The 23,209-nt window shown below is 66.2% G+C and carries 14 protein-coding genes; 7 read left to right on the forward strand and 7 right to left on the reverse strand.

The features are described 5' to 3' along the window. The 6 genes from EV283_RS04260 to rpiA form a co-directional block, all read right to left on the reverse strand. A complete protein-coding gene (locus EV283_RS04260) occupies positions 1-744 on the reverse strand; it encodes an HAD-IIB family hydrolase (RefSeq protein WP_130322907.1) in 744 nt (247 codons plus the stop codon). After that, positions 741-1,568 carry an HAD family hydrolase gene (locus EV283_RS04265; protein ID WP_242615773.1) on the reverse strand — a complete coding sequence of 276 codons (828 nt, stop codon included), beginning with the start codon at positions 1,566-1,568 and terminating at the stop codon, positions 741-743. The genes EV283_RS04260 and EV283_RS04265 overlap by 4 nt, the downstream gene beginning before the upstream one ends. After that, positions 1,565-2,548: a phosphogluconate dehydrogenase (NAD(+)-dependent, decarboxylating) gene (gnd, locus tag EV283_RS04270; RefSeq protein WP_130322909.1), complete on the reverse strand. Its 984-nt coding sequence runs from the start codon at positions 2,546-2,548 to the stop codon at positions 1,565-1,567. Before gnd ends, EV283_RS04265 begins: the two co-directional genes overlap by 4 nt. Positions 2,549-2,676: 128 nt before the next feature. Beyond that, complete coding sequence (tal, locus tag EV283_RS04275; RefSeq protein WP_130322911.1) at positions 2,677-3,801, reverse strand: transaldolase; 1,125 nt, start codon at positions 3,799-3,801, stop codon at positions 2,677-2,679. Further along, positions 3,801-5,891 carry a transketolase gene (gene tkt / locus EV283_RS04280; RefSeq protein WP_242615774.1) on the reverse strand — a complete coding sequence of 697 codons (2,091 nt, stop codon included), beginning with the start codon at positions 5,889-5,891 and terminating at the stop codon, positions 3,801-3,803. Before tkt ends, tal begins: the two co-directional genes overlap by 1 nt. A gap of 70 nt (positions 5,892-5,961) precedes the next feature. After that, positions 5,962-6,636: a ribose-5-phosphate isomerase RpiA gene (gene rpiA, locus EV283_RS04285; protein WP_130322913.1), complete on the reverse strand. Its 675-nt coding sequence runs from the start codon at positions 6,634-6,636 to the stop codon at positions 5,962-5,964. 434 nt (positions 6,637-7,070) lie between these two features. Between rpiA and EV283_RS04290 the strand changes: the two genes are divergently transcribed. From EV283_RS04290 to EV283_RS04300, 3 genes are read left to right on the forward strand one after another with little or no spacing between them, the layout of a single operon-like run. Further along, positions 7,071-8,297 carry an efflux RND transporter periplasmic adaptor subunit gene (locus EV283_RS04290; protein WP_242615835.1) on the forward strand — a complete coding sequence of 409 codons (1,227 nt, stop codon included), beginning with the start codon at positions 7,071-7,073 and terminating at the stop codon, positions 8,295-8,297. 6 nt (positions 8,298-8,303) lie between these two features. Further along, entirely contained in the window at positions 8,304-11,585 is a 3,282-nt protein-coding gene (locus EV283_RS04295) for a multidrug efflux RND transporter permease subunit (protein ID WP_130322917.1), read from the forward strand. Then, positions 11,582-13,189: an efflux transporter outer membrane subunit gene (locus EV283_RS04300; RefSeq protein ID WP_130322919.1), complete on the forward strand. Its 1,608-nt coding sequence runs from the start codon at positions 11,582-11,584 to the stop codon at positions 13,187-13,189. The genes EV283_RS04295 and EV283_RS04300 overlap by 4 nt, the downstream gene beginning before the upstream one ends. Before the next feature lie 193 nt (positions 13,190-13,382). Here the strand turns inward: EV283_RS04300 and EV283_RS04305 are convergent, their stop codons facing one another. After that, complete coding sequence (locus EV283_RS04305; RefSeq protein ID WP_130322921.1) at positions 13,383-14,522, reverse strand: Gfo/Idh/MocA family oxidoreductase; 1,140 nt, start codon at positions 14,520-14,522, stop codon at positions 13,383-13,385. A 373-nt stretch (positions 14,523-14,895) separates the two neighbouring features. On the opposite strand from EV283_RS04305, the gene EV283_RS04310 reads away from it, so the two are divergent. From EV283_RS04310 to EV283_RS04325, 4 genes are all read left to right on the forward strand, one after another. After that, positions 14,896-17,574 carry an EAL domain-containing protein gene (locus EV283_RS04310; protein ID WP_242615775.1) on the forward strand — a complete coding sequence of 893 codons (2,679 nt, stop codon included), beginning with the start codon at positions 14,896-14,898 and terminating at the stop codon, positions 17,572-17,574. Positions 17,575-17,664: 90 nt separating this feature from the next. Continuing rightward, positions 17,665-18,390 (forward strand): haloacid dehalogenase type II, encoded by a 726-nt coding sequence (locus EV283_RS04315; RefSeq protein ID WP_130322923.1) that lies wholly within the window; start codon positions 17,665-17,667, stop codon positions 18,388-18,390. Positions 18,391-18,495: 105 nt separating this feature from the next. Further along, the gene (locus tag EV283_RS04320; RefSeq protein WP_242615776.1) at positions 18,496-20,601 is read left to right on the forward strand and encodes a PAS domain-containing protein; all 2,106 of its coding nucleotides are present in this window, start codon (positions 18,496-18,498) and stop codon (positions 20,599-20,601) included. A gap of 634 nt (positions 20,602-21,235) precedes the next feature. Further along, on the forward strand, positions 21,236-23,155 hold the full coding sequence (locus EV283_RS04325; protein ID WP_130322925.1) for a ribonucleoside-diphosphate reductase subunit alpha: 1,920 nt from the start codon (positions 21,236-21,238) through the stop codon (positions 23,153-23,155). Positions 23,156-23,209 lie beyond the last annotated feature (54 nt).

A 23,209-nucleotide genomic window follows, 5' to 3' on the forward strand; every position in this document is an offset into this window, starting at 1 on the left:
TCACTTCAGGCATGCGACGATTCCCGCGATAGCGGCCAGCGTCCCGTCGACGTTCTTCACCTTGACGACGTCGAGCCCGAGCTGCTCGGCCGGGTAATCGTTGCCGCCCGGGAAGATCGCGTCGCCGATGAACATCATCTTGTCGAGCGCGATGCCGCTGGCTTCGTTTAGCTTTTTCAGGCCATACGCCTTGTCGACGCCTTCGCGCGTGATGTCGATCGAGGTCGCGCCGCCCATGTTGATCGACAGACCCGGCAGACGCTGGCGCAGATCGGCCTGGATCACCTTGCGCTTGGCGAAGTCCGGATCCCAGCTGTGCTTCGCGTCGATCGGCGCTTCCTGACCGAGCGCCGAGAAGGTGATCTGGCTCCCGCGATCCTCGATCCGCTCACCCCAGGTCTGCTCGGGCACGAACCCGGTCGCCTCGAGCGACTCGTCGAACGCGGTCAGGATCTTCTGCTTCTCGTCTTCCTCGAACAGCTCGGCATAGACCGCACGCCATGCGTCGTCGAACCGGTACAGCTTGGTCCCCGTCGTCGGCATCAGCCACAGCTTGGTGCGATCCGCACGCTCGGGCAGACGGCTCGCGACCTGCTTTTCGAACTGCGGCCAGTCGCCACCCGAGATCACCGCGACATGCGCGACGTCGAGCAGGTTCGCGAGCGCCTCGCCCATCGGCTCCTGCAAGGGCTGCTTGCTTTCGGCCAGCGTTCCATCGAGGTCGAAGGCAACCAGTTCTTTCATGCGGAAACTCCATTCAGGATAAAGGTATCGATCGCGTGGGCGACACCATCGGCGTCGTTCGCGGTGGTAATTTCGTGCACAACGTCGCGCACGTTTTGCGGCGCATTGCCCATCGCGATCGCCAGCTTGGCACGCTTGAGCATCGCGATGTCGTTCGCCTGATCGCCGATCGCCGCGGTCTGCGTCAAGCTGATGCCGAACGCGTCCGCCAGTTCCTCGATCCCGCTACCCTTGTTGCCCGCAACGGGCGTGATATCGAGATAATAGGTCTGGCTCTGGACGATCGTCGCCTGCGTATCGAATTTCGCTGCAACCTTCGCATGCAGGTCGCGAAGCAGTTCCTCATCGTCGCTGACGAACGTCACCTTGTCCGCCTTGGCAAGCAGATCGGTGAAGTCCGACACGATCACCGGGTCCTGCGCCGACGCCTTGCGCTCGCTGCCGACATGCCCGCCCTGGTCGGTGCTCGCATACCAGACGTCGTCGGCGAAAAACCACGTGTCGACCGGCGCATCACCGACGATCTCCATCGCGCCGCGCACGACGTCGACGTCGATCATGTGGTGCTCGATCACGGTGCCGTCGCGCTTGAACACGATCCCGCCGTTGAACGCGCCCATCGGCTCATCGATGCCGAGCAGCTCGGCGATCGGCATCATCCCCGAGCGCGGCCGCGCGCTGATGATCGTGAAGCCGAGTCCTGCCGCCTTCAGCCGCTTGACCGCATCGACGGTCGCGGGCGTCACCTTCTTCTCCTTGTCGACGAGCGTCCCGTCGACATCGGAGACGAGAAGCTTGATCGCCCCACTCACTTCGCCGCTCACTGCGGCATCTCGACATGCCCGCCAAAGCCGAAGCGCATCGCCGACAACAGCTTGTCGCCGAACGTGTGGTCCACCCGGCTGCGATAGCGCGCGTAAAGCGCGGCGCTCAGCACGTTGGCGGGCACCTTCTCCTCCATCGCCGCGTCGATCGTCCACTGGCCCTCGCCCGAGTCCGCGACGCTGCCGCTGAACCCTTCGAGCGTACCGTCCTTCGCCAGCGCGATCGCCGACAGGTCGAGCAGCCACGACGAGATCACGCTGCCGCGACGCCACACTTCGGCGACATCGGTCAGGTTGATGTCGAAGCGCTGATCCTCGACGACATGCTCACCCGACTTGCCCTTGAGGATGTCGAAGCCCTCGGCATAGGCCTGCATCAGGCCATATTCGATGCCGTTATGCACCATCTTGACGAAGTGCCCGGCACCCGGAGGGCCGGCATGGATATAGCCCTTTTCCGCGCGCGGATCGGCCTGCCCCTCGATGCGGCCCGGCGTGCGGACGATCTCGCCCATGCCCGGCGCCAGCGTGTCGAAGATCGGGTCGAGATAGTCGACCGTATCCTTTTCGCCGCCGATCATCATGCAATAGCCGCGTTCCAGGCCCCAGACGCCACCCGAAGTGCCCACGTCGACATAGCGGATGCCCTTTTCAGCCAGCTCCTTCGCGCGACGAACGTCGTCCTTGTAGAAGCTGTTACCGCCATCGATGATGATGTCGCCGGCGGACGCCTTCTCGGCGATCGCCTGGACGGTCTGCTCGGTCGGCTCGCCCGCGGGCACCATCACCCACCAGATCGCCGGGCTGTCGAGCTTGGCGTGCATGGCGTTGAGCGAGTCCGCGCCTTCCGCGCCGTCGGCGGCAAGCTTCTTCACCGCCTCCGCATCGCGATCATAGGCGACGACCGCGTGGCCGTTCTTCATCAACCGGCGCGCGATATTGCCGCCCATCCGGCCGAGGCCGATCAGTCCGATCTTCATGTGAAATCCTTGTCTTCTCCCTCTCCCCTCCGGGGAGAGGGTCGGGGTGAGGGGTAGTTCCGGGCGGAGGCGCGCTTGGCGGCCCCTCGCCCCGGCCCTCTCCCCGGAGGGGAGAGGGGGCAGAAGGGTTACGCCGTGGCGGGCTGCTTCTTGGCGATCGCGCCGAGCAGGTCGTCGAACGCCTTCACGAACGACGCGACGCCTTCCTCGACCAGCTTGCCGGTCACGCCGTTGAGATCGAGCCCCAATCGCTCCGCTTCCGCCAGCACGTGCCTGGCCGCGTCGACGTCCTGCGTAATCGTCTCCGCCGCCGTGCCGTGGTCGCGGAACGCGTCCATCGTCTTGGGCGGCATCGTGTTGACCGTGTCCTTGCCGATCAGCGTGTCGATATACAGCGTATCGGGATAGCTCGGATCCTTCACGCCGGTCGACGCCCAGAGCAGGCGCTGCGGCTGCGCGCCCTTGGCGGCGAGCGCCTGCCAACGATCCGACTTGAGGAAATCGAGATACCATTGATACGCCATCTTCGCATTGGCGATCGCCACCTTGCCGCGCACGGCCTTGAGCGCATCCGCCTCGGCATCGCCCTTCTCGACGCGCGCATCGATTTCCTTGTCGATCGAGCTGTCGATCCGGCTGACGAAGAAGCTCGCAACGCTGGCGATCTTGTCGATCGGCTGCCCCTGACGGACACGCTCCTCAAGGCCCATCGCATAGGCCTCGGCGACGCGGACATAGGCATCGACCGCGAACAGCAGCGTGACGTTGACGTTGATCCCGCTTGCGATCGTCGATGCGATCGCCGGCGCACCCGCGAGCGTCCCCGGGATCTTGATCATCAGGTTCGGCCGGTCGACCATCCCCCACAGCTTCTTCGCCTCGGCGATCGTCGCGTCGGTATCGTCCGAGATATACGGCGACACCTCGAGGCTGACATAGCCATCCTTCGCGTCGAGCTTGTCATAGACCGGCTTCAGCGTCTCCGCCGCCGCCTTGATGTCCTGGATCGCAAGATGCTCGTACCGGTCGATCGTCGCCGCGCCGGGGTTCTCCTTGTCGAACTTGGCGAGTGTCGAGTCATACGCCTCGCCGTGACCCATCGCCTTCTCGAAGATCGACGGGTTCGAGGTGACGCCGGTCAGGCCATCCTCGTCGACCAGCTTCTGAAGACCACCGGCCTCCAGGAACTTCCGGTCGACGAAATCGAGCCATACCGCCTGGCCGAAGCCTTCGAGATCGTTGAGCGCACCCATCACTTGGTCTCCATCACCTGGCGGGCAACCTTGACGACATTGTCGACGGTGAACCCGAACTTGTCCTGCAGTTTGGCGAGCGGTGCCGAGGCACCGAAGGTCGACATCGTCACGGTCGCGCCGTCGAGCCCGACATAGCGGTCCCAACCGATCGACCCGGCCATCTCGATCGCAACGCGCGCACGCACTTCGCGCGGCAACACGCTTTCCTTGTACGCGGCGTCCTGCAGCTCGTAGCGATACCAGCTCGGCATCGACACGACCCGGCTCTTGACGCCGTCCGCGATCAGCTTTTCGTGCGCGTCGACCGCGAGCGAGACTTCGCTGCCGGTCGCGATCAGGATCACGTCGGGCGTGCCGTCACAATCGGCCAGCACATAGCCGCCCTGCTCGACGCCATCGGCGCTCGCATATTTGGTCCGGTCGAGCGTCGGCAGCGCCTGGCGCGAGAGGATCAGCGCGGCGGGCGTGCTGGCGTCCTTCAGGACCGCCTTCCATGCCGCGACGACTTCGTTCGCGTCGCTCGGACGGATCGTATCGAGACCCGGGATCGCGCGCAGCGTGGCGAGATGCTCGATCGGCTGGTGCGTCGGGCCGTCCTCGCCGACGCCGATCGAGTCGTGCGTGAACACCCAGACCGCGCCGACCTCCATGATCGCCGACAGGCGCACCGGTGCGCGCATGTAATCGACGAAGACGAGGAAGGTGGAGCCGTAGGAGCGCAGATGCGACAGCGCCATGCCGTTGACGATCGCGCCCATGCCATGTTCGCGAATGCCGAAATGGAAGTTGCGGCCGGCGTAATTCTCCGCCTCGAACGAGGGCTGCCCCTTGATGTCGGTCTTGGTCGACGGCGCCAGATCGGCCGAGCCACCGATCAGCCACGGCACCTTCGCGGCGATCGCGTTGAGCACCTTGCCGCCCGAATCGCGGCTGGCGACTCCCTTGGCGTCCGCTTCGAACGTCGGGATATCGGCATCCCAGCCCTCGGGCAGCTCGTCCTTGAGCAGCAGGTCGAGCTCGGCGGACAGCTCGGGATGCGCGTCGCGATATTTGTCGGTCAGCGCGACCCACTCGTCACGCAGCTTCGCGCCACGCTCGGCGATCGCACCGTTGAAATGCTCGATCACGCCGTCGGGCACGTAGAACGACTTGTCCTCGGGCCAGCCATAAGCCTGCTTGGTAAGGCGGATATTCTCGTCGCCGAGCGGTTCGCCATGCGCCTTCTCGCTGCCCGCCTTGGGGCTGCCATAGCCGATCACCGAATGCACGACGATGAAGGTCGGCTTGTCGGTGGTCGCCTTGAACGTCTCGATCGCACGGCTGAGGGCCGCGGTGTCGTTGGCGTCGTCGACATGGATGACGTTCCAGCCATAGGCGTCGAAGCGCAGGCCGACATCCTCGTCGAAGGCGAGATCGGTCGCGCCCTCGATCGAGATATGGTTGCTGTCGTAGATCCAGCACAGGTTGCTGAGCTTGAGATGCCCGGCCATGCTCGCCGCCTCGGCGGACACGCCCTCCATCATGTCGCCATCGCCACAGATCGTGTAGACGTCATGGTCGAACAGCGTGAAGCCGTCCTTATTGTAGCGCGCGGCCAGCCAGCGCTCGGCGATCGCCATGCCGACCGAATTGCCGCAACCCTGACCCAGCGGACCCGTCGTGGTCTCGACGCCCGTCGTGTGGCGATATTCGGGGTGGCCTGGGGTCTTCGACGACAGCTGGCGGAACTGCTCGATATCCGCGAGGCTCACGGCCTCCTTGCCGGTCTTGTTGCCCTCGGCATCGATCTCTTCGATCTTGGCGAGGTGGATCAGTGAATAGAGCAGCATCGACGCGTGCCCGACCGACAGCACGAACCGGTCGCGGTTGGGCCAGTCGGCGTGCTTGGGATCGTAGCGCAGGAACTTCGACCAGAGCGTGTAGCCGACCGGCGCCAGCGCCATCGGCGTGCCGGGATGCCCCGAATTGGCCTTCTGCACCGCGTCCATCGACAAGGTGCGGATCGTATCGATCGCGAGGCGCTCGGGCGAACCGTCCTCGTGCAGCATGGGGTCCGCCTTGGGGGCGACGGTTGCGGTATCGGTCATGGAAGAAAGCCTCGCTCTAGACGGTGACCGAACGCCGCGCATCCGATCTGGTTGCCAACATAGGGTGCCTTTAGGCAGATGCACCCGCCCGTTCCAGTCGCGTAACGACGCCATTCGTTGCAATATATGCCGCGTCGACCTCGTCGAGGAACAGCCCGTGCCCGAGAATGCCGGGGATCGCGGCGAGTAGCGCGGCGGTCGCGCGGGGGTCTTCGAGCGTGGCGAAATGGCAGTCGATGACCAGATTGCCCTGATCGGTCCGGTACTTGTCACGCATCACCGGCGCGCCCCCCAGATCGGCCAGCACGCGCTCGACATAGCCGCGCGCGAACGGCAGCACCTCGACCGGCAGCTTGGCCGCACCGATCCGGTCGACCTGCTTGGAGCCATCGGCGATCACGATCATCCGTGCCGAGCTTGCGGCGACGATCTTCTCGCGCAGCATCGCACCCCCCGCGCCCTTGATCGCGAAACACCGCGCGTCAATCTCGTCGGCGCCATCGATCGTCAGGTTGACGCGCGCGATATCGGCGAAGTCGAGGACCGGGATACCCACCTGCCGCGCGAGCTTGCCGCTGGCGTCCGAGGTGACGACGGCGCGGATGGCCAGCCCGGCCGCGACCCGCTCGCCCAACGCCCGGATCGCGAACGCCGCGGTCGACCCGGTGCCAAGGCCGACGAGCATCCCGTCCCGAACCTCCGCCACCGCCGCCACCGCCGCGGCTTTCTTGTCGTCATCGATCATAGCGCCCCCCAATCCGTCATGCCGGGCACGTTCCGGCATCACGCTTCAACACATCCCAGAGGATTTAGTTTGCGGGACCCGGGGGCGAAGCACCACCCCGGCGAAGGCCGGGGCCCAATTGGGGGACGTCGCTGACGGAGCGCAGTCCGCCGTTACTACGACCTTGCCATTTGGACCCCGGCCTCCGCCGGGGTGGTGCTGTACTGGTGCGCACGCCTCCTTGTTCTCCCGCGAAGGCGGGAGCCCAGTCTGGGTCCCCGCCTTCGCGGGAAAACACTCTCTTACGTTCAGCGAGCACTCTCCAAAACACCCCCGCCCGACAAACCAGGTTACTCTTTCTTCCCTATTTCTCGCGCCCGCTGTTCAACTGACATACTTCTGGTACATCCTCGTGGTTTAGCCCGACCAACACCTGATCGCGGATGCCCAACTTGATAGCCAAACGATTTTCTGCGCGACGGTCCGCCGTTCTGCTCGTCCCCGCGCTGGCGCTCGCAGCCTGTTCCGGCGGTGGCGGTGACAAGGCACAAGGCAAGGGCAAGGCCGGGCAACCGGGCCAGGGCACGCCGACCGTCGGCTATGTCGTCGTCCAGCCGACCAGCGTCGCGATGACCACCGAGCTCAGCGGCCGCACGACCGCGTTCGAGAGCTCGGACGTCCGCCCGCAGGTCACCGGCATCATCCGCCGCCGCTATTTCACCGAGGGCACGCTCGTGAAGAAGGGCCAGCCGCTCTACGAGATCGACCAGCGCCTCTACCGCGCCGCCGCCAACGAGGCGCAGGCCAATCTGCAGAGCGCACAGGCGAACCAGCAGGCGCAGAAGGTGCTCGCGGATCGCTACAAGCCGCTCGCCGAGATGGAGGCGATCAGCAAGCAGGATTACACCAACGCGGTCGCCACCTCGCGGCAGGCCACCGCCTCGGTCGCGCAGACCCGCGCCGCGCTCGAGACCGCGCGGATCAACCTGAAGTTCACGACCGTGCCCGCGCCGATCACCGGGCGGATCGGCCGCTCGCTGTTCACCGTCGGCGCACTGGTGTCCGCCACGCAGACCGACCCGCTCGCGCAGATCCAGCGGCTCGATCCGATGTTCGTCGACATCCAGCAATCGTCCGGCGACCTGCTCGCGCTACGTCGTTCGCTTGGCCAGAACGGCATCGTCGCGACGCGCGCCGAAGTCCGCCTGACGCTCGAGGACGGCAGCGAATATGGCGCGACCGGCTCGGTCGAGTTCGCCGAGGCCTTGGTCAACACCGAGACCGGCACCGTGACGCTGCGCGCGCGCTTCCCCAATCCGCAGGGGCTGCTGCTGCCCGGCATGTTCGTCCAGGCCAAGTTCGCGCAGTCGATCAACCAGCGCGCGTTCCTCGTGCCGCAGGCGGGCGTGTCGCGCGACGCCAAGGGCAATGCGACGGTCTATGTCGTCGATGCGAACAACAAGGCGGTGCAGAAGAAGATCAAGGCGGACCGCACGCAGGGGGCGTTCTGGGTCGTGACGCAGGGTCTCAACCCCGGCGACCGGATCGTCACGCAAGGCCTGTCGAAGATCGCGCCGAACCAGAGCGTGAAGCCGGTCCCCGAGAACACCGCGCAAAAGATCGAAGCGCCCAAGGGCGACTCCTCAGGCGGCGATCAGGCCAGCCAGAAAAAGGCCGGCTAACCGCTCATGCTCTCCCGTGTCTTCATCGATCGCCCGATCTTCGCCTGGGTGCTCGCGATCATCGTGATGCTAGGCGGCATCGGCGCGATCATGAGCCTGCCGATCGCGCAGTACCCCGACGTCGCGCCGCCGCAGGTGACCGTCCGCGCGACCTTCCCCGGCGCCAATGCGCAGACGATCCAGAACAGCGTCACGCAGGTCGTCGAACAATCGCTGACGGGCATCGACGGGCTGATCTATTTCAGCTCGTCCTCGTCGTCGCGCGGGTCGGTGACGATCACGGTCACGTTCGAGAAGGGCACCGATCCCGACATCGCGCAGGTCCAGGTCCAGAACCAGGTCCAGCAGACGCTGTCGCGCCTCCCGCAGCAGGTCCAGCAGCAAGGGCTGGTCGTGCGCAAATCGAACCCGGACAATCTGCTGATCGTCGGCGTCTATGACGAGACCGACAAGCTGACCAACCAGGACGTCTCGGACTATCTCGTCTCGAACCTGCAGGATCCGCTCGGCCGTATTCCGGGCATCGGCGACAGCAACGTGTTCGGCGCGCAATACGCGATGCGGATCTGGCTCAACCCGAACAAGCTCGCGAGCTTCCAGCTGATCCCGAGCGACGTGACGACCGCGATCCAGGCGCAGAACACCGAAGTCGCCGCGGGCGAGCTCGGCGGCCAGCCGCAGCCCGACACGCAGATGTTGAACGCGACCGTCACCGCACAGTCGCGCCTCCAGACGCCCGAGCAGTTCGCCAACATCATCCTGAAGACGACCAACACCGGTGCGACGGTGAAGCTGCGCGACGTCGCGCGGATCGAGTTGGGCGCGGAGAACTACAACGCGCGCAGCCGGGTCAACGCGCATCCCGGCGCGGGTATCGCGGTGCTGCTCGCCCCCGGCGCCGACGCGCTCAAGACCGCCGAGCTGGTCAAGGCGTTCGTCGAGAAATCCGCCAAGAGCTTCCCGCCAGGCCTGAAGTTCGCCTATGCCAACGACACGACCGACTTCATCAAGCTGTCAATCGACGAGGTCGTCAAGACGCTGATCGAGGCGGTCATCCTCGTTGTCATCGTCATGTTCGTGTTCCTGCAAAGCTGGCGCGCGACGCTGATTCCGACGATCGCGGTCCCCGTCGTGCTGCTCGGCACATTCGGCGTGTTCTATCTCGCGGGCTTCTCGATCAACACGTTGACGCTGTTCGGGCTCGTGCTCGCGATCGGCCTGCTGGTCGACGATGCGATCGTCGTGGTCGAGAATGTCGAGCGCCTGATGGAGGAAAATCCCGAGATGACGCCTCGGGAGGCGACGATCGAATCGATGAACGAGATCACCGTTGCCTTGGTCGCGATCGCGCTCGTGCTGTCCGCGGTGTTCCTGCCGATGGCGTTCTTTGGCGGGTCGACCGGCGTGATCTACCGCCAGTTCTCGCTGACGATGGTCTCGGCGATGGTGCTGTCGGTGCTCGTCGCGCTGATCCTGAGCCCCGCGCTGACCGCGACGTTGCTCAAGCAGAAGAAGACCGATGCGGAGGGCAACCCTGAGCAGAGCTGGGGCCAGCGCAAATTCCCGAAGGTCGCGAATTTCTTCACGCGCGCAGGCGACAAGTTCAACAGCGGGTTCGAAAAGGGCACGCAGAAATACACCAACACGGTGCAGTCGGTGATCGACCGCAAGTGGCTGTTCCTGCTGATCTACGCCGCCGTCGTCGCGCTGCTGGCGGTGCTGTTCCTGCGGCTGCCGACGGGCTTCCTGCCGACCGAGGACCAGGGATCGGGCATCGTCCAGTTCCAGCTTCCCGCGGGCGCTACGCAGGGCCGCACCTTCGCACTCCAGAAGCAGATCGAGCAATATTACTTCACCAACGAGAAGGCCAATGTCCGCACGATGTTCACCGTCAGCGGCGGCGGCGGCGGCGGCGCGAGCGGGCAGAATACCGGCCAGGGCTTCGTCTCGTTCGCGCCCTGGGATCTGCGCGAGGGCAAGGAAAACACTGCCGAGGCGATCACCGGGCGTGCGTCGAAGGCGTTTGCGGGTTTCCGTGACGCGCAGGTCTATTCGCTCGTGCCGCCCGCGGTGCGTGGTCTCGGCTCGTCGAACGGCTTCACGATGGAGCTGCAGAACGCCGGCGGCCTCACGCAGGTCGAGTTCAACGCCGCGCGCGACAAGCTGCTCGCGCTCGCCCGCGCCGATTCGTCGCTGACCGCGATCCGCCTGACCGAACTGCCCGACGTCGCGACGCTGCGAGTCGATGCCGACCAGCAGAAGCTGTCGACGCTCGGGCTCACCCAGGCGAACGTGAACTCGACGCTGTCGACCGCCTGGGGTGGCCAGTACGTCAACGACTTCATCGATCGCGGCCGCGTGAAGCGGGTCTATGTCCAGGGCGACGCGCAGTTCCGCGCGCAGCCGTCAGACCTGAGCCAGTGGTTCGTGCGCGGCTCGAACGGCCAGATGGCGCCGTTCTCGTCCTTCGCCAAGACCAGCTGGGGCCAGGCGCCGACGACGCTGTCGCGATTCAACGGCATCGCCTCGTACGAGATCCAGGGATCGGGCGCGCCCGGCGTCAGCTCGGGCGACGCGATGAACCGGATCGCCGAGCTTGCGGGGCAGATCCCCGGCACGTCGGTCGCGTGGTCCGGCCTGTCCTATCAGGAACGCCTGTCCTCGGGTCAGGCGCCGATCCTCTACGGGCTGTCGTTGCTCGTCGTGTTCCTGTGCCTCGCCGCTTTGTATGAAAGCTGGTCGATCCCGATTGCGGTGCTGCTCGTCATCCCGCTCGGCCTCGTCGGCGCGATCCTCGCGGTGACGCTGCGTGGACTGATCAACGACGTGTATCTCCAGATCGGGCTGCTCACGACGATGGGGCTCGCCGCGAAGAACGCGATCCTGATGATCGAGTTCGCCGAGCAGGAGGAGAAGAAGGGCAAGCGAGTCATCGAGGCGGCGCTGTCGGCGGCGAAGATCCGTCTGCGCCCGATCCTGATGACGTCGTTCGCGTTCATCCTCGGCGTGCTCCCGCTAGCCCTCTCGACCGGTGCGGGTGCCAACAGCCGCATCGCGATCGGCACCGCGGTGGTCGGCGGCATGCTGACCGCGACGATCCTCGCGATCTTCTACATCCCGCTGTTCTTCGTCCTCGTCCGCCGCGGCGCGCGCGACGGCATCGCCAAGCTGCGTGGGCGCCCCACCGGTCATCAGGGCGGCACGCATCACGACGGAAACGACGGCGACCACAGGGAACCGCTGGGTCCGCCCGAACCACAGGGCCCTCACCGGCCGGAGCCCGCATGATGCGTTCGTTAGTCCTTATCCTCGCCGCCTCGACCGCGCTCGCCGGATGCTCGCTCGCGCCCAAATATGCGCGCACCGAGCTCCCGGTGCCGCCGTCGCTCCCGGTCGGCGACGCCTATCTGCGCCAGTCCGAGGCGGCGCTGCCCGCGATCACCTATCGCGACGTGTTCCGCGACCCGCGGCTCCAGCAGATCATCGTCCAGGCGCTGGCCAACAACCGCGACCTCCGCGTCGCCGCCGCCAACATCGCCGCCACGCGCGCGCAATACCGGATCCAGCGCGGCGACCTGTTGCCGCAGGTCGATGCGAGCGGCCGCTACACCTATTCGGGTGGTGGCAACGGCACGCGCAACACCGTCACGAGCGGCACAGGGACGGGCGGCACCGGGACGGGCGGCAATAGCGGCACCGGAACGGGTGGGACGGGCGGCACGGGTACGGGGGGCACGGGCACGGGCGGTACCGGTACGGGCACCGGCGGCACCGGATCGGTGGTCAGTTCGTCGAGCTCGAACAGTTCCTTCTCGGTCGATCTCGGCACGACTGCGTTCGAACTCGACCTGTTCGGCCGGATCCGCTCGCTCACCAGCGCCGCGCTCGATCGCTATTTCGCGACCGAAGCCGCCGCGCGCGCGACGCGGCTGACGCTCGTCGGCGACATCGCCGATGCGTGGCTCACCTATGCGTCGGACCAGAGCCTGCTCAAGATCGCCCAGGATACCGTCGCCAGCTCGCAGCGCAGCGTCACGCTGACCGAGGCGCGGCTGCGCGGCGGCGTCGCCCCGCGCACCGACCTGCGCCAGGCGCAGCAGATCCTGTTCACCGCGCAGAGCGACCTCGCGCAACAGCGCACCGCGCTCGCGCAGGACGTCAACGCACTGCAACTGCTCGTCGGCGCGCCGGTCGATACGGCGCTGCTGCCCGCCTCGATCGAGCAGGCGCTGCCGACCATCGCCACCCTCCCCGCCGGGCTCGACAGCAGCATCCTCCTGCGCCGCCCGGACGTGGTCGAATCCGAATATGAACTGCGCGCCACCAACGCCGAGATCGGCGCAGCGCGCGCGGAACTGTTCCCGAAGATTTCGCTGACCGGCATCCTCGGGTTCGCGAGCACCGCGCTCACCTCGCTCTTCAGCGGCGGCGCGTTCAACTATTCGGTCGCGCCCTCGATCAGCTACCCGATCTTCCGCGCGGGCGCCGGGATCGCCGGCGTCGCCTATTCGAAGGCGCAACGCGACGCCGCGCTCGCGACCTACGAGAAGACGATCCAGACTGCGTTCCAGGAAACCGCCGACGCGCTGGCACGACAGGGCACGATCGCCGACCAGTTGAAGGCGAACCAGAACTTCTCCGCCGCGGCACTCGACACCTATCGCCTGTCCGATGCGCGCTATCGCGGCGGGATTGACACGTTCCTCAACTCGCTCGATGCGCAGCGCTCGCTCTACACAGCGCAGCGCAACCTCGTCGCGACGCAACTGGTTGGCGCGAGCAACCGCGTGACGCTGTACCGCGTGCTGGGCGGCGATTCGACGCTCGAGGTGACCGCAGCCGGGCCGCAACCGGTGACGACGAGCGGGGCGCCACGGTCGGAGACGAACTGACGCGCGGCGTCGTCGTTCCGGCCCACCTTTTTATGAGACTCCCCCACTCCGTCATCCTGACGAAAGTCAGGATCCAGGGTCACGGGCATAACGATCTTGGCTCTGGATCCTGACTTTCGTCAGGATGACGATCGGGGGTGGTGCAGGGTTGCCCCCCTCCCCCGGGCAACAGCCGGGGAAGGGGCGCGTTGGCTCAGCCGGTCGGGCTGGCGGCGTTGACGAGCTCGGGCACCTTGATCGGCGACAGCGTCTGCTCCTGGTCCGCCGAGATCCGGCGCGAGCGATGGAACGGCGGCAGCGTGACCGCCTTGCCCGTCTTGAGCGATTCGAGCACGCCCTCGATCACGCGCAGGTCGGCGAGCCCTTCCTCGGCGTCGGGCTCGGGATCGCGGTCTTCGAGGATGCAGTCGGAGAAATAGCGCATCTCGCCACCAAACTGGTCGGTCGGCTTGAAGCTCTCATGGCTCTTCTTCTCGCCGATCGTGACACGCTGCTCCATCGCATCGCCAAAGCCGTAGGCGGGATCCATGTGGATGCTGCCCTTCGTGCCCGAGATCGTCAGGCTGTCGACGTTGTTCGCGTAATAGGAGACGGTGAACTGCGCGAGCCGGTCGCCGGGAAAGCGCAACGTCACCGCATAGGTGTCGTCGAGATCGGGGAAACCCGAATCCGCGTGCCGCGATGCGGCGGCGGCGACGACCTCGATCGGCTCCGCGCCGAACAGATAGCGCGTCGCGTTGATCGGATACGGCGCCATGTCGAACAGCGGCCCGCCGACGACGCCGTTCTTCGCGCGGTGGTTGGCCGGATCGAGCTTCTGCATGAAGCACGAGGTGAACGCGACGAGGTCGCCCAGCTCGCCCGCCCGGATGCGGCGGATCGCGTCGAGCGTCGACGGCTCGAAATGCAGCCGGTACGCGGTCATCAGCTTGGCGGACGATGCGCGCTCGGCCTCGCGGATCGCCTCGGCCTTCTCGGTCGAGATTTCGAGCGGCTTCTCCGACAGCACGTGGATGCCCGCCTTCAGCGCGGGGATCGCGAACTCGGCATGGCGCCAGTTCGGCGTCCCCAGATAGATCGCGTCGATCAGGCCGGACGCGAGCAGTTCGTCGAACTGGTCGTAGCGATAGGTCGCCTCGACCCCGTACATCTTACCCAGCTTGCGGGCCTTTTCCGCATCGTCGGTGACGAGTGCGGTGATCTCGGAATTGCCGGTGTGCGCGACGCCCGGCATCATCGACGCCTGCGAAATGTCGCCAAGCCCGACGATCGCGTACCGGATCTTCTTCTTGCCCAGCCCAAGGGCGGACGTGATCGTGGAAACTGCGCTCATAGGAAATGCCTCGATGATAGGGGTCGCGCGCTCAACGCGACAACGCGCATAGCTATCCCTCGAAAATTCCGGGCGCGCGCCGCGCAGGGCCGGGTTTGCCCGCGGACCCGCCCTTCGAAACCATTGATTATGCGCGAGAACGGATGGCCGCGTTTACCCGAACGAAACCAATTCGGGCCGATTACCCTGGTACGCGAATGACCGGGCATCGCGCGTGCTCCCCCCCCAGCCCGCCCTGGTGACGACACGATGACCGGCTTGCGATTTCTGACGTTCGGGATGCGAGGGACACCGCACGCATCCCGGCGCCATGGACGTAGCCAGGCGAATCGTCGTCCCGCCTGCCAAGCCTCGATCCGGTAGGATGCCGCCGATGTACGCTCCGCTTCCTGCCGCCGATCGCCGCGCGCAAACCCGCCCCCCCGGTGGCGCCGATGGACAGCCGCACAGCCTGCCCTTGCAGGGGCTGTTCGGCCTGACCGAGAATGATCGCGCGTCCGTCACCGAGCTGTTCGTGATGAAACTCGCGCAGGTCTCGGTCGTCTGGCCGTTCACGCTCGCGATCCAGCTCCTGACCTGCTCGCTGCTGGTCGCGCTCGTGCTGTTCGACGGTACGTCGACCGGGGAGCGGATCATCGGCATCGCGGTCCATACCGCCATCCTCGCGGTCGGCTCGCTGCTGGTCTTCGCGACCGTCCGCCTGCCCGCGGCCAGCGCGCTGGCGTCCTACAAGCGCAACCGGATCGTCACGCTGTGCGCGGCGGCGATGGCCGCGACGCTGACGTCGCTGCTATGGGCGATCACGACGATGCCCGACGGCGCGATCCAGCTCGACAGCACGATCGCGGTCGGCGGCCTGATCGGCGTGACCGCGGTGAGCCTCCACCCGATCCGCGCGGCGACGCTCGGCTTCGCGACAGGCCTCGTGCTGGCGCTCGCAGTGCTGGCGGGCCCCAGCGTCTCGGTCGCGATCGCACTGGCGTTTCTCGGCTGCCTGATCGCCGCGACCGTCAGCCTCGCGCGGATCGACCATGCGCGCGAACTCGACCGCGAGACCGCGTCGAACGAAGGCCGCATCGCGGTCAAGATGATCACCGAGTTCGAGGATCACGGCGCCGGCTGGTTCTGGGAAGCCGATCGCCAGGGCCGCGTGACCTATCTGTCGGACAAGGTCGCGCGCGATATCATGCCGGCGGGCACTGCGGTCGGCCAGCTGCTGACCGACCTGTTCCGGATGGACAGCGACGCGCCCGGCACCGAACGCACGCTCGCCTTCCACATCTCGTCGCGCACGTCGTTCGCCGACTATTCGGTGTGCGCCGCCGCGCAGCAGTGCGAGCGCTGGTGGTCGATCTCCGGTCGTCCGGTGGTCGACGATCTCGGCCGGTTCCAGGGCTTTATCGGCTCGGGCAGCGATCTGACCGAACAGCGCAAGTCGGAGGCCGAGATCACGCGCCTGGCGCTGTTCGACAGCCTGACCGGGCTTGCCAACCGCCAGCGGATGCGGATCTCGCTCGAAAAGACGCTGGCGCAGAATACCGGCCCCTACCGCGCGACCTCGCTGTTCCTGATGGATCTCGATCGGTTCAAGGCGGTCAACGACACGCTCGGCCACCCGGCCGGCGACGCGTTGCTGCAACAGGTCGCGCAACGCCTGCAGCGCGGGGTCGGCGATGCCGGGCTGGTCGGGCGGCTCGGCGGCGACGAGTTCAAGGTCGTGCTGCCGGGCATGGGCAACCGCGATGCGCTGGCGACGCTCGCTAAGGATCTGATCGCGTCGCTGTCGCAGCCCTATTTCATCAGCGGGACCGCAGTCACGATCGGCTGCTCGATCGGCATCGCGATCTCCCCCGACGACGGCGAGACCTCCGAGACGCTGGTCCGCAACGCCGATCTCGCGCTCTATGCCGCCAAGGGCGACGGGCGCGGCGTCCACCGGTTCTTCTCGGACGAGATGCTGGCGGGCGCGCGGACGCGCAAACTGCTCGAGGACGATCTGCGCGTCGCGGTCGCGGAAGGCGCGTTCCACCTCTGCTACCAGCCCGTCGTCAGCACGAAGACCGTCCGGATCGTCGGCTATGAGGCGCTGATCCGCTGGAACCACCCGACTCGCGGCATGGTCTCGCCCGCCGACTTCATCCCGGTCGCCGAGGAATGCGGGCTGATCGAGGCGATCGGGGAGTGGGTGTTGCGCACCGCGTGCATCGAGGCGGCGCGCTGGCCCGACGGCATCCGCGTCGCGGTCAACGTCTCGCCGATCCAGTTCGCCAACCCGGTGCTGCCCGCGATCGTCACCAGCGCGCTCGCCCAGTCGGGGATCGCCCCCCGCCGGCTCGAGCTCGAAATCACCGAGGGCGTGTTCCTCGACGAGACGCGCTCGTCCGAGCAGATGTTCAAGGCGCTCAAGGGCGTCGGCGTGCGACTGGCGCTCGACGATTTCGGCACCGGCTATTCGTCGCTCGGCTACTTGCGCAACGCGCCGTTCGACAAGATCAAGATCGACCAGTCGTTCGTGAAGGGCGCGGCCGAACCCGGCAACCGCAACGCCGCGATCATCAAGGCGATCGTGACGCTGGCCGACACGCTCGGCATGGAAACGACCGCGGAAGGCGTCGAGGTGCAGGACGAGATCGACCTGTTGCGCGATCTGGGGTGCAGCCACATCCAGGGCTATGTCTATGGCCGCCCGGTGCGCGCGGAGGAGGCGATGCGCCAGCTGGGCGTCGAGAACGGGACGGCGACCGCGAGCGGCTTCAAGGTCAGCCGTGCGCCGCGCACCAAGATGCTGCGGTCCGCGCGAATCATGATCGGCGGCGTGCGCGGCGATGTCCGCATCCGCGACATCTCGACCTCGGGAGCGATGGTCGACGGGCTCCGGATCGACGGCGATCCCTATGGCGTCGAGATGCAGATCGAGCTGCTCGAAGACCAGCTCACCCCCGCCCGCGTCCGCTGGGCGCGCGACGGCAAGGCGGGGATCGAGTTCCATGAGGCGTTCAATCTCGACCGCTTGAACCACGGCCAGACATCGCGGATCCGCCGGGCGGGATGATCGGCGACGGGCGTTCGTCCGGGCGTCGGGAGAAGGGCGAAATGGCTGGCCAAGGGGGAACCAACCGCCCCCTGTCGCCGTCTCTCTTCCATGGTAAATCGTGCACCGATCAAAGCCCTGGCCTTCGACGTATTCGGCACCGTCGTCGATTGGCGATCGGGAATCGCGCGCGACGCGGCGCCCGTCCTCGCACGGCTGGACCGCAGCGATATCGACCCGCACGTCTTCGCCGATGGCTGGCGCAAACGCTATCAGCCCGCACTCGAAGAGGTGCGTAGCGGTCGCAGGCCGTTCGTCATTCTCGACACGCTCCACCGCGAAGCGCTCGAAGACCTGCTCCGCCATCACCGCATCGATCCAGCGGCAATCGATGACGCCACGCTCGTCGACCTGACGCATGCGTGGCACCGGCTCGACCCCTGGCCCGACTCGGTCGAAGGCCTCACCCGCCTGAAAACCCGGTTCCCGATCGTGACGCTGAGCAACGGGAACATCGCACTGATGCTCGACATGGCGCGCCGCGCGGGTCTCCCCTGGGATGCGATCCTCGGTGCCGAAGTCAGCCGCGTCTACAAGCCGCTGCCCGAATCCTACCTCGCCACCGCGCGCCTATTGGCGATAGATCCGTCCGAGCTGTGCCTCGTCGCCGCGCATCATAGCGACCTCGCCGCAGCGCGCGCGGCGGGCTTGCAGACCGCCTATGTCGATCGCCCGCACGAATATGGCGGCCGCCGCGCGCCGGATGCCGACGCCGTGCAGGACTGGGACGTCTCCGTTGGCAGCTTGACCCAGCTTGCCGACGAACTGTGCCGCTGACCTGTCGAGCCGCGTCCAAAACGATGGAATCGCAAGGCGCAGGCCCGTATCGAACGGCCGTCGAGGTAAAATCCGACCCGGTGCGCGACCCGGCAGGATCTTGAGATGACTTCACAGACGGCCCAGGCCGATTTCCTGACCGGCGGCGGCGAGATGGCCGCGATGATCCGCGCGCATGACTGGTCGTCCTCGCCGCTCGGCCCGATCGCGGGTTGGTCGCAGTCGCTGCGCTCGATCGTCTCGCTGATGCTCGCGTCCGAATTTGCGATGTGCCTCGGCTGGGGGGACGAGCTCGGCTTCCTCTACAACGACCATTACGCACGCATCATGCACGACAAGCATCCCGCCGCGCTCGGCCGGCCGTTTGCGGATGTCTGGGCGGATGTCTGGAGCGATATCAGTCCACTGGTCGACAAGGCGTTGGGCGGCGAAGCGTCGTTCTTCGAGAATCTGCCGCTCCTCACCAACCGCAAGGGCTATGACGAGCAGGCTTGGTTCACCTTCTCCTATTCGCCCCTCCGCGACGAGACCGGCGCGATCGCGGGCATGTTCTGCTCGACCTATGAGAGCACCGAGCGAGTCCAGACCGAACGCGCGCTGCGCGACGAACGCGAGCGGATGGGCCAGATGTTCGCGCAGGCGCCGACCTTCATGGCGATGCTGCGCGGCGCCGAGCATCGCTTCGAACTGACCAACCCCGGCTATGACAAGCTGATCGGCCACCGCGACGTGCTCGGCCGCACCGTCGCCGAGGCACTGCCCGACGCGGTCGAACAGGGTTTTCTCGACCTGCTCGACGGGGTGTTCACCAGCGGCGTCGCGTTTACCGCAACGGGCATGCTCTATGCCGTCCAGGCCGAACCCGGCGGGCCGATCAACGATCGCTATGTCGATTTCGTCTACCAGCCGATCCGCGACGCGACGGGTGCGGTCGTCGGCGTGTTCGTCGAGGGCGCGGACGTTACCGACCGCCAGCGGCTCGAACAGGACCTGCAATCGCTCAACGCGGATCTCGAACAGCGGGTCCGCGACCGTACGCAAGAGCTGATCGAGGCGCAGGAGGCGCTGCGCCAGGCGCAGAAGATGGAGGCGGTCGGCCAGCTGACCGGCGGCATCGCGCATGATTTCAACAATCTGCTGCAAGGCATCACCGGCAGCCTCGAGATCGTCCAGCGCCGCGTCGCGCAGGGGCGGATCGACGAACTCGATCGCTTCATCACCGGCGCGACCACCGCCGCCAACCGCGCCGCGTCGCTGACCCACCGCCTGCTCGCCTTCTCGCGCCGCCAGCCGCTGGATCCGCGCCCGGTCCAGGCCAACGCGCTGATTGCCTCGCTCGAAGACCTGCTCCGCCGCACCACCGGCGAGCAGATCGCGTTCGAGACGGTGCTCGCGGACGGTCTGTGGACGACGCTGTGCGATCCCAACCAGCTCGAAAACTCGCTGCTCAACCTGGTCATCAACGCGCGCGACGCGATGCCCGATGGCGGCGTGCTGACGATCGAGACCCGCAACGCGCTGCTCGACGACCATTTCGTCGCCAGCCAGCGCGACGTCCGGCCGGGGCATTATGTCTGCATCTGCGTCTCCGACACGGGCACCGGCATGTGCGCGGACACGATCGCCAAGGCGTTCGAGCCGTTCTTCACCACCAAGCCGATCGGCCAGGGCACGGGTCTAGGCCTGTCGATGATCTACGGCTTCGCCCGCCAGTCGGAGGGCTATGCCAGGATCTACAGCGAGGTCGGCCACGGCACGACGATCAAGCTCTACCTCCCCCGCCATTATGGCGCGGCGGAACGGGGCGAGCCGCTCCCCGGCCTGACTCAGGACCATGTCACCGACGCGGGCGAGATCGTGCTGGTGGTCGAGGACGATGCGGTCGTCCGCGCGCTGATCGTCGATGTGCTCGGCGAACTCGGCTATCAGGCGGTGGAGGCGCATGACGGCCCGGCCGGGCTCGACCGCCTGCGGACGATGGAGCGGATCGACCTGCTCGTCACCGATATCGGGTTACCCGGGCTCAACGGCCGCCAAGTCGCCGATGCCGGCCGGATGATGCGTCCCGGGCTGCGCGTGTTGTTCATGACCGGCTATGCGGAAAACGCAGCGCTGGCGTCGGGCTTTCTCGAACCGGGCATGTCGATGATCACCAAGCCGTTCGCGATGGACGCGCTCGCCACGCAGATCCGCACGATCATCGAGGGGTAGCGGGTAGGAGACCCTCCCCGTCCACCCCGGCGAAGGCCGGGGCCCAAATGGAAAGGTCGCAGTAACGACGCGCACCGCTCGGTTTGCGACGTCCCCCAATTGGGCCCCGGCCTCCGCCGGGGTGGTGTGGTGGTGATATGGTCGGGATTCCTGGCAATTCCCGTTCCCCCGCGAAGGCGGGGGTCCAGGAATCACGCAGGACCACGCTCGCGGCCCCCAGATCTAGTGGCCGTCGCAACGTTGCCGTTCGCGAAGAAACATTTGCCACTTCCCAGCCCGAAATAATTTTTCGTTCCCGCTTCGTCCCCTTGCACATCGCGAACCCCGCAGAACTCCACGCGTCGCGAATATACCGGTCGGCCAGTGCTCAGCCGAACGCGACGAACCGAGCCCCGAACCACCCCCTCACCCCCTTGCGTCTCTTCGCGGTTTGGCACAATCTCTTGGGGTTGCGTTCGGGGGCGAACCCAATCGCTGGTAGAACAACCCTTGCATAGCCCTATGCGATTTGACCGTAAGCGCGCCTTCCACCGTCGCGATGGTCACTTTTTGTTCTCCCGTTTGGGCTCGTCCGATGGTAGCATGGCGACAGGCGACCGATTCGAACGAATACAGAACACTAGGAGCGGTTTCGATGGATTTCAGAAACAGCAGCCGGGATAGCGACATGACCACAGATACGATCGACCAGACCACCGAAACGCCGGCAGCCGAGGCCCCCAAGGCACCGCGCCAGGCGCAGGACAGCCATTCCGTCCGCGCGCAGATCTACCCGGTCGAGGTCGATCACAGCCGCGACGCGCTGCTGACCGAGTTCGGCAAGGACACGCTCAAGGACCGCTATCTGCTCCCGGGCGAGAGCTATCAGGACCTGTTCGTCCGCGTCGCCTCGGCCTATGCCGATGACGCCGGCCACGCGCAGCGCCTCTACGACGCGATCTCGAAGCTCTGGTTCATGCCCGCCACCCCCGTTCTGTCGAACGGCGGCACCGGCCGCGGCCTGCCGATCTCCTGCTATCTCAACTCGGTCCCCGACAGCCTCGGCGGCATCGTCGACACCTGGAACGAGAATGTCTGGCTCGCCTCGCGCGGCGGCGGCATTGGCACCTATTGGGGCAACGTCCGCGGCATCGGTGAGCCGGTCGGCCTCAACGGCAAGACCAGCGGCATCATCCCGTTCGTCCGCGTCATGGATTCGCTGACGCTCGCCATCTCGCAGGGCTCTCTGCGCCGCGGCTCGGCTGCGGTGTACCTCGACGTCTCGCACCCCGAGATCGAGGAGTTCCTCGAGATCCGCAAACCCTCGGGCGATTTCAACCGCAAGGCGCTCAACCTGCACCACGGCGTGCTGATCACCGACGACTTCATGGAAGCCGTCCGCAACGGCGAGGAATGGCACCTCCGCTCGCCGAAGGACCAGGCGATCCGCGCCACCGTCGACGCGCGCTCGCTGTTCCAGAAGCTCGTCGAGACGCGTCTACAGACCGGCGAGCCCTACATCGTCTTCGCCGATCACGTGAACAAGGCGATGCCAAAGCATCACCGCGAGCTGGGCCTCAAGGTCTCGACCTCGAACCTGTGCTCGGAAATCACGCTGCCGACCGGCAAGGATCACCTCGGCAACGAGCGGACCGCGGTCTGCTGCCTGTCGTCGCTGAACCTCGAAACCTGGGATCAGTGGAAGGACGAGAAGGGCCTGATCGAGGACGTCATGCGCTTCCTCGACAACGTGCTGCAGGACTATATCGACCGCCACGAGCCCGGCATGGAGCGCGCCGCCTATTCGGCGGGCCGCGAGCGCTCAGTCGGCCTCGGCGTCATGGGCTTCCACAGCTTCCTCCAGGCGCGCGGCATCCCGTTCGAGGGCGCGATGGCGAAGTCGTGGAACCTGCGGATGTTCAAGCACATCAGCAGCCAGGCGAACGAAGCCTCGATGCAGCTCGCGATCGAGCGCGGACCCTGCCCCGACGCCGCCGATGTCGGCGCGATGGAGCGGTTCAGCTGCAAGATGGCGATCGCACCGACCGCGTCGATCAGCATCATCTGCGGCGGCACCAGCGCGTGCATCGAGCCGATCCCGGCGAACATCTACACGCACAAGACACTCTCGGGCAGCTTCTCGATCAAGAACCCGTATCTCGAGAAGATGCTCGCCGAGAAGTCGAAGAACTCGGACGCGGTGTGGAACTCGATCCTTGAACAGGGCGGGTCGGTCCAACATCTCGACTTCCTCTCGGTCGAGGAAAAGGACTGCTACAAGACCTCGTTCGAGATCGACCAGCGCTGGCTGCTCGAGCTCGCCGCGGATCGCACGCCCTATATCGACCAGGCGCAGTCGCTGAACCTGTTCATCCCCGCGGACGTCGAGAAGTGGGACCTGCTGATGCTCCATTTCCGCGCCTGGGAGCTCGGCATCAAGTCGCTCTATTATCTGCGCTCGAAGTCGGTGCAGCGCGCCGGGTTCGCGGGCGGGGTCGAGGCGGACAACACCATCGACCTGCGTCAGATTGACGTGGAATCGAAGGATTACGATGAGTGCCTTGCCTGTCAGTAAGGCCCTTCGCTGCGGCCTGACGCAAAAAACCCCGGCCCGCACGACGCGGACCGG

The sequence above is a fragment of the Sphingomonas sp. BK036 genome (assembly GCF_004216825.1).
GTDB lineage: Bacteria > Pseudomonadota > Alphaproteobacteria > Sphingomonadales > Sphingomonadaceae > Sphingomonas.

Excerpts from the sequence above, each read along its gene's own strand:
- EV283_RS04295 (WP_130322917.1), top strand. The coding sequence starts at position 8,304 with ATGCTCTCCCGTGTCTTCATCGATCGCCCGATCTTCGCCTGGGTGCTC.
- EV283_RS04310 (WP_242615775.1), top strand. The coding sequence starts at position 14,896 with ATGTACGCTCCGCTTCCTGCCGCCGATCGCCGCGCGCAAACCCGCCCC.
- tkt (WP_242615774.1), bottom strand. The coding sequence starts at position 5,891 with ATGACCGATACCGCAACCGTCGCCCCCAAGGCGGACCCCATGCTGCAC.
- EV283_RS04320 (WP_242615776.1), top strand. The coding sequence starts at position 18,496 with ATGACTTCACAGACGGCCCAGGCCGATTTCCTGACCGGCGGCGGCGAG.
- EV283_RS04260 (WP_130322907.1), bottom strand. The coding sequence starts at position 744 with ATGAAAGAACTGGTTGCCTTCGACCTCGATGGAACGCTGGCCGAAAGC.
- tal (WP_130322911.1), bottom strand. The coding sequence starts at position 3,801 with ATGGGTGCGCTCAACGATCTCGAAGGCTTCGGCCAGGCGGTATGGCTC.
- gnd (WP_130322909.1), bottom strand. The coding sequence starts at position 2,548 with ATGAAGATCGGACTGATCGGCCTCGGCCGGATGGGCGGCAATATCGCG.
- EV283_RS04315 (WP_130322923.1), top strand. The coding sequence starts at position 17,665 with ATGGTAAATCGTGCACCGATCAAAGCCCTGGCCTTCGACGTATTCGGC.
- EV283_RS04325 (WP_130322925.1), top strand. The coding sequence starts at position 21,236 with ATGGATTTCAGAAACAGCAGCCGGGATAGCGACATGACCACAGATACG.
- EV283_RS04300 (WP_130322919.1), top strand. The coding sequence starts at position 11,582 with ATGATGCGTTCGTTAGTCCTTATCCTCGCCGCCTCGACCGCGCTCGCC.
- rpiA (WP_130322913.1), bottom strand. The coding sequence starts at position 6,636 with ATGATCGATGACGACAAGAAAGCCGCGGCGGTGGCGGCGGTGGCGGAG.
- EV283_RS04305 (WP_130322921.1), bottom strand. The coding sequence starts at position 14,522 with ATGAGCGCAGTTTCCACGATCACGTCCGCCCTTGGGCTGGGCAAGAAG.